We start from the raw sequence: 247 nt of genomic DNA on the forward strand, positions 1-247 counted from the left end.
CGACACCTGCCTGTGCGATGCCCCGCTGGGCCGCGTCGGCCTGGAGATCGAGGCGCACTGTTTTGACCCGCTCGAGCCGCACCGCAGGCCCGGTTGGGACGAGATCACCGACGTCATCGCGTCGCTTCCAGGACTGCCGGGCGCCAGCGCGGTCACTGTCGAACCTGGTGGCGCCGTGGAGTTGTCCGGCCCACCGGTGGCCGGCGTCGTATCGGCCATCGAGGCGATGCACGCCGACCAGTCGGTG

1 protein-coding gene is annotated in these 247 nt (G+C 70.9%); it reads left to right on the forward strand.

The annotated features are described in order from the left end of the window. Window positions 1-247 (forward strand): glutamate-cysteine ligase family protein (locus AC5Y5W_RS25000; RefSeq protein WP_500022665.1); only part of this gene is annotated, 247 nt, incomplete at both ends.

It is taken from the genome of Mycobacterium sp. NGS51 (genome assembly GCF_059812525.1).